This window comes from Photorhabdus bodei (assembly GCF_003287735.1).
GTDB classification, from domain to species: Bacteria; Pseudomonadota; Gammaproteobacteria; order Enterobacterales; family Enterobacteriaceae; genus Photorhabdus; species Photorhabdus kayaii.
In genome coordinates this window covers 1-4920 of sequence record NZ_NSCM01000086.1, presented here as the reverse complement: position 1 = coordinate 4920, position 4920 = coordinate 1, and the positions used below count along the sequence as shown (strand labels likewise).

The 4920-nt window shown below is 40.3% G+C and carries 6 protein-coding genes and 2 tRNA genes; 3 read left to right on the top strand and 5 right to left on the bottom strand.

Going from position 1 to position 4920, the window contains the following annotated elements; translation table 11 throughout:
- Positions 1-167 precede the first annotated feature (167 nt).
- Together CKY02_RS22255 and trhO are read left to right on the top strand one after the other, a co-directional pair.
- The gene (locus CKY02_RS22255) at positions 168-416 is read left to right on the top strand and encodes a hypothetical protein (protein WP_112896933.1); all 249 of its coding nucleotides are present in this window, start codon (positions 168-170) and stop codon (positions 414-416) included.
- Positions 388-1446: an oxygen-dependent tRNA uridine(34) hydroxylase TrhO gene (gene trhO, locus CKY02_RS22250; RefSeq protein ID WP_112896932.1), complete on the top strand. Its 1059-nt coding sequence runs from the start codon at positions 388-390 to the stop codon at positions 1444-1446. Before CKY02_RS22255 ends, trhO begins: the two co-directional genes overlap by 29 nt.
- A gap of 50 nt (positions 1447-1496) precedes the next feature.
- Here trhO and CKY02_RS22245 read toward each other — a convergent pair whose 3' ends face one another.
- The 5 genes from CKY02_RS22245 to CKY02_RS22225 form a co-directional block, all read right to left on the bottom strand.
- Complete coding sequence (locus tag CKY02_RS22245) at positions 1497-2099, bottom strand: response regulator transcription factor (protein WP_112896931.1); 603 nt, start codon at positions 2097-2099, stop codon at positions 1497-1499.
- Between the two features lie 203 nt (positions 2100-2302).
- A complete protein-coding gene (gene bssS / locus CKY02_RS22240) occupies positions 2303-2557 on the bottom strand; it encodes a biofilm formation regulator BssS (protein WP_112896930.1) in 255 nt (84 codons plus the stop codon).
- 200 nt (positions 2558-2757) lie between these two features.
- Positions 2758-3810 (bottom strand): dihydroorotase, encoded by a 1053-nt coding sequence (gene pyrC, locus CKY02_RS22235; RefSeq protein ID WP_112896929.1) that lies wholly within the window; start codon positions 3808-3810, stop codon positions 2758-2760.
- Between the two features lie 216 nt (positions 3811-4026).
- Positions 4027-4102, bottom strand: a tRNA-Asn gene (locus tag CKY02_RS22230).
- A gap of 258 nt (positions 4103-4360) precedes the next feature.
- Positions 4361-4436 (bottom strand) — tRNA-Asn (locus CKY02_RS22225).
- Positions 4437-4544: 108 nt separating this feature from the next.
- On the opposite strand from CKY02_RS22225, the gene CKY02_RS25075 reads away from it, so the two are divergent.
- Complete coding sequence (locus CKY02_RS25075; protein ID WP_162120968.1) at positions 4545-4709, top strand: hypothetical protein; 165 nt, start codon at positions 4545-4547, stop codon at positions 4707-4709.
- The last annotated feature ends 211 nt before the right edge of the window (positions 4710-4920 follow it).

Sequence of the window (4920 nt, the reverse complement as noted above, 5' to 3'; positions counted from 1 at the left end):
AGGGGTAAGCCAAAGAGACAATGACCCTTTAGCTTGAACAAAGAGAAAGCGGCGTCATTTAGGCGCGGTCGGTAACATGCCCTTATAGGGCTAGAGCAAACCACCCGCTATGCGGGTGGTTATGATTATTACTGATTTCCTATCATTGCGTTACAAATGACTACTCGTTGAAAATCATTTTCGTTATCATATTACGCTTGATAGCGGAGGCTATCACTTATATACCCGTTATCTTTCAAGTTGCCTCTTTGTTGGCTGCACTCGCTTACCCCGGTCACATAGTTCGCTATGCTCCCGGGGATTCGCTCCCTTGCCGTCGCCGATGCATCTTGAAATCCATAGGGTATACATCCCTATTTTATGACTTGAAATTCAGGAAAGTACACCATGTCAGTGTTACACAACCGCATTTCTAATAAAGAGCTGAAAGCACGTATGTTGGCGGAGACCCAACCTCGTACGACCATCTCTTTTTATAAATATTTTAATATTTTAGATCCTCTGGCTTTTCGCAACAGCTTGTATCAACAATTTACTGATCTTTCAGTATTTGGCCGGGTTTATATTGCTAAAGAGGGGATCAATGCTCAGATAAGTTTACCAACTCATAATTTAGAAGCATTTAAAGCTTTGCTGTATAGCGTTGATCCTGCATTGGATAATTTGAGGCTGAATATTGCGCTTGATGATGATGGGAAATCTTTCTGGGTTTTGCGTATGAAAGTACGTGACCGCGTAGTGGCTGATGGGATTGAAGATGAAACTTTTGATCCATCAAAAACCGGCGAGTACCTCAAAGCTGAGCAGGTCAACCAGATGCTGGATGATCCTGATACGCTATTTGTTGATATGCGCAATCACTATGAATATGAAGTCGGGCATTTTGAAAATGCAATTGAAATTCCTTCTGATACATTCCGTGAACAGCTGCCAATGGCTGCGGAAATGTTGCAGGATAATAAGGATAAAAATATTGTAATGTACTGCACCGGTGGTATTCGCTGTGAAAAAGCCAGTGCTTATATGCTGCACAATGGCTTTAAAAACGTCTATCACGTAGAGGGCGGTATTATCGAATATGCCCGTAAAGCGAGAGAACAGGGATTACCGGTACGTTTTATTGGTAAAAACTTTGTCTTTGATGAGCGGATGGGAGAGCGTATTTCAGACGATGTGATCGCTCATTGCCATCAATGTGGCGTGTCTTGCGACAGCCATACTAATTGTAAAAATGAAGGTTGCCACTTGCTATTTATTCAGTGTCCAGAGTGTGCAACTAAATTTGAAGGCTGTTGTAGTGAAATGTGCAGAGAAGAAGTCAGGTTACCGGAAACCGAGCAGCGTGCTCGCCGTGCCGGTCGTGAAAATGGAGCAAAAATATTTAATAAATCCCGGCATCGTCTACAGGATGGGTTGAACAGTACTTCACTACAGTCTGTTGAATAACGTGATTAATTGCTGGCACAGAGATCAATGTGCCAGTTTATTTGATTTAGTTAATAGAGATATTTAAATACATTGTAAATAAAGCAGAGTTCAATTCTATTACGAACATTGATTTTTTCAGTAATGTGTCTTTTATGAGAATAGACTGTGCTATTACTGATTTTTAACTTTTTGGATATCTGGTAATTAGGGATTTCTTTCATCCAGTAATCGATAACTTTATGCTCTTGAGGGCTGAAAATAGAACAATGTTGGTCGAATGTTGCTCTGTGTCTCTGAATTTCTTGCAATGTAGTTTTGCTAAGTTTATTAAGCATATAGGTAAGATTTCTCTTTGCCAGAATAACAGCATTATCTTTCAATGTAATATAATTGTCACAATAAGGATAGGCGCTATTAAGGTATATATAAATACGAGTGTTATCTATAAGAGTTATAAATTTCTGTAAATCGGAACAGTAACTGGCATGATGACAATAATGTGTCAAATTAGCTAAAACGATATCAGGAGCAAAATGAGTGACTATATTTATAGCCTCATTAATTGACGGTGAGTCAACAATTTCAAGATCTTCGGCATTGTCATTTTTCTTTAAAAACTCTCTGATACCTGAACGGGTATAATAGCACTCTTCAACAATTAAGATTTTCATTATTGCACATCCCTGTTCCTGTTTGGCCAAACTCACAATAAACGCCCTATCTATCAGTAGTCAACTCGGCAAATTTGATGGTTAAGTTAGCTTAATCCGAAATTATTATATAGTGATATGGTATTCCAGACAAAATCTTTGAGATGAATCGATGTGTCTCCTAACCGGACACCCATTTATACGGGTGTCCGGGTTTAAGATTATTAATGTTTTGTATGGCTTAGATCGCTGTATTCTGAAGATTCGATCTTTTCAATTCCTGCTTGGAGAATGTATATCAATTGCTTTGCAATGTCAGTTGTCAACCATAGGGTTCGATCTACCATGACATGTTCTGGTGTTTGATCTTGGGAGGACAAATAGTGAAGGCGTAGCATCACTGCATCATATGTATCAACGGTACTGACATCCCAACCTACTACAGGATGCGTTTGAATAACCTCATCTTTACTGCCCATAAAACCTCCTAATCAGATCACTGCATTATTTATTAATATCATTGACTAAGAGCAAACTACCTCATTCTTGAATGAGTCATTAGTTAGTATATGCTTTTTAATGAAAGTAAGAAGGTTTTTTGTGAGGAATTGTAAGTCAATTTGTTGGTGTGTTGATAACTATGTAAATTAATGGGGATGATGACCATCCCCATGTTATATCAGTCTGCTACTTTCACGTCCCAGCGGGCATCTTCGCCAGCCAAAAATGGAATAAGTTTTTCACTATTGCAATCAATGTGTTCAATTACGGTAGAAGGTTTGCGAGTTAGTTCAATAAAGCCTTCATTGATAGGTAGCCCGTAAAATTTAGGGCCATTAAGTGAACAGAAAGCTTCAAAATGCGGTAATGCATTCATCTCCTCAAACACTGTTGCATAAGCAGGTAACGCTGATGGTGCGTTAAAGACGCCGGCACAACCACAGGAGGATTCTTTCTTGTGTTGCGCATGTGGTGCTGAGTCTGTGCCTAGAAAGAAGCGATCACAGCCACTGGCGACGGCTGCCCGTAAAGCCTCTTGATGCACATTGCGTTTCAGCACAGGCAGACAGTATAGGTGTGGCCGGATCCCACCAACCAGCATATGGTTGCGGTTGAACATGAGATGCTGTGGAGTTAATGTCGCTGCCAAATTGTCATCGCTTTCCAGCACATATTGTGCAGCTTCTTTAGTAGTTATGTGCTCAAACACAACTTTCAGTGCAGGGAACTGATTACGTAGTGGCTCCATAACTTGTTCAATAAAACAGGCTTCTCGATCAAAAATATCAATATGAGAAGCAGTAACCTCACCGTGGACGAGCAGAGGCGTCCCCAGTTTTTCCATCACGGCTAATAGTGGATAAATATTCTTTATATCAGAGACGCCGTGACTTGAATTGGTTGTGGCATTGGCAGGGTAGAGCTTACAGGCGGTAAAAATGCCTTCTTTATAACCCATTTCTATCTGAGAGCTTTCAGTCGTGTCAGTAAGATAACAGGTCATAAGGGGCTGGAAGTTATGCCCTTCAGGAATGGCTGCCAATATTCTGTCTCTATAGGCCTTGGCACTGACCACTTCTGTAATCGGCGTAAGCAGATTAGGCATGACGATAGCTCGGCCAAAGTAATGACTGGTGTAGGGAACGACAGTTTTTAGCATTTCACCATCACGAAAATGGATGTGCCAGTCATCAGGGCGGCGGATTTTTATTGTGTATGATTCAGTGGTCATGAGAAACCGGCTCCAGTATATATGATAGGAACGAAGATGCTGAGTTCAGCATATCCAGGCCGGGAATGGATGATAAAGCTAAAATGGTTGAATAGCTATTAATGAATATAATTTTTAGAAAAAAATTCAGCAAAATCAACTAGATTAGGGTAGTCAGAGGTGGATTTTCTTATAACAAAGAAAAAATGAAATATGAGGGTAAAAAAGAGATGAAGTTGGCTCCTCCAACTGGACTTGAACCAGTGACATACGGATTAACAGTCCGCCGTTCTACCGACTGAACTATGGAGGAACTCCTTCACAACGGGGTGGATATTAGTGATATGTTTCGGCTTTGTCAAAGTATAAAACAATAAAAAAAGTTTGTTTGCTGGCAAAATGCACTTGTTGTTATATTTTTATGCTAGTTACTTGAGGTTTGATGGAATTTTATTCCATTAACGTAAGTTGAATAGAACTACCGTGCTTATGTTATGAGTAAATAGTTGGGAGAATTAAGTAGAGAAGTCAGAATAGCAAAAATCCCGCATTAAGCGGGATTTTCATAATTTGGCTCCTCCAACTGGACTTGAACCAGTGACATACGGATTAACAGTCCGCCGTTCTACCGACTGAACTATGGAGGAACTCCTTCACAACGGGGTGGATATTAACGATATGCTTTTGCTTTGTCAAAGCAGAAAATAACAAAAATGGTCTGTTTGCTGTCAAACTGAACTTGTTGATCTATTTTTATGCCGAATAAGGCTTATTTGCTGGAGATGTATACCTTATGGATTTCAAGATGCATCGCGGCGGGAAGGGAGCGAATCCCCGGGAGCATAGATAACTATGTGACCGAGGTGAGTGAGTGCAGCCAACAAAGAGGCAACTTGAAGGATGACAGGCATATGCTATAGAAGCGGATTGATGTTGATTAGAATTGTTATATTACGTTGTAAGCGACGGGTGGAATTAGGAATGCAAAAAGCCCGCACTTGGCGCTGAGGAATCCCCAGAAAATAGACAGGCATAGCGTTGTGTGATCTACTGATTGTTCCACCAAGTCAATAAGGTCACTGCTATGCCTGTACGTGAAGTATGTCATAACTTCTTTAAAGATGCTTTATC

Coding starts and splice junctions, on each gene's coding strand:
- trhO (WP_112896932.1), top strand. CDS start 388: ATGTCAGTGTTACACAACCGCATTTCTAATAAAGAGCTGAAAGCACGT.
- CKY02_RS22245 (WP_112896931.1), bottom strand. CDS start 2,099: ATGAAAATCTTAATTGTTGAAGAGTGCTATTATACCCGTTCAGGTATC.
- bssS (WP_112896930.1), bottom strand. CDS start 2,557: ATGGGCAGTAAAGATGAGGTTATTCAAACGCATCCTGTAGTAGGTTGG.
- pyrC (WP_112896929.1), bottom strand. CDS start 3,810: ATGACCACTGAATCATACACAATAAAAATCCGCCGCCCTGATGACTGG.
- CKY02_RS25075 (WP_162120968.1), top strand. CDS start 4,545: ATGCCGAATAAGGCTTATTTGCTGGAGATGTATACCTTATGGATTTCA.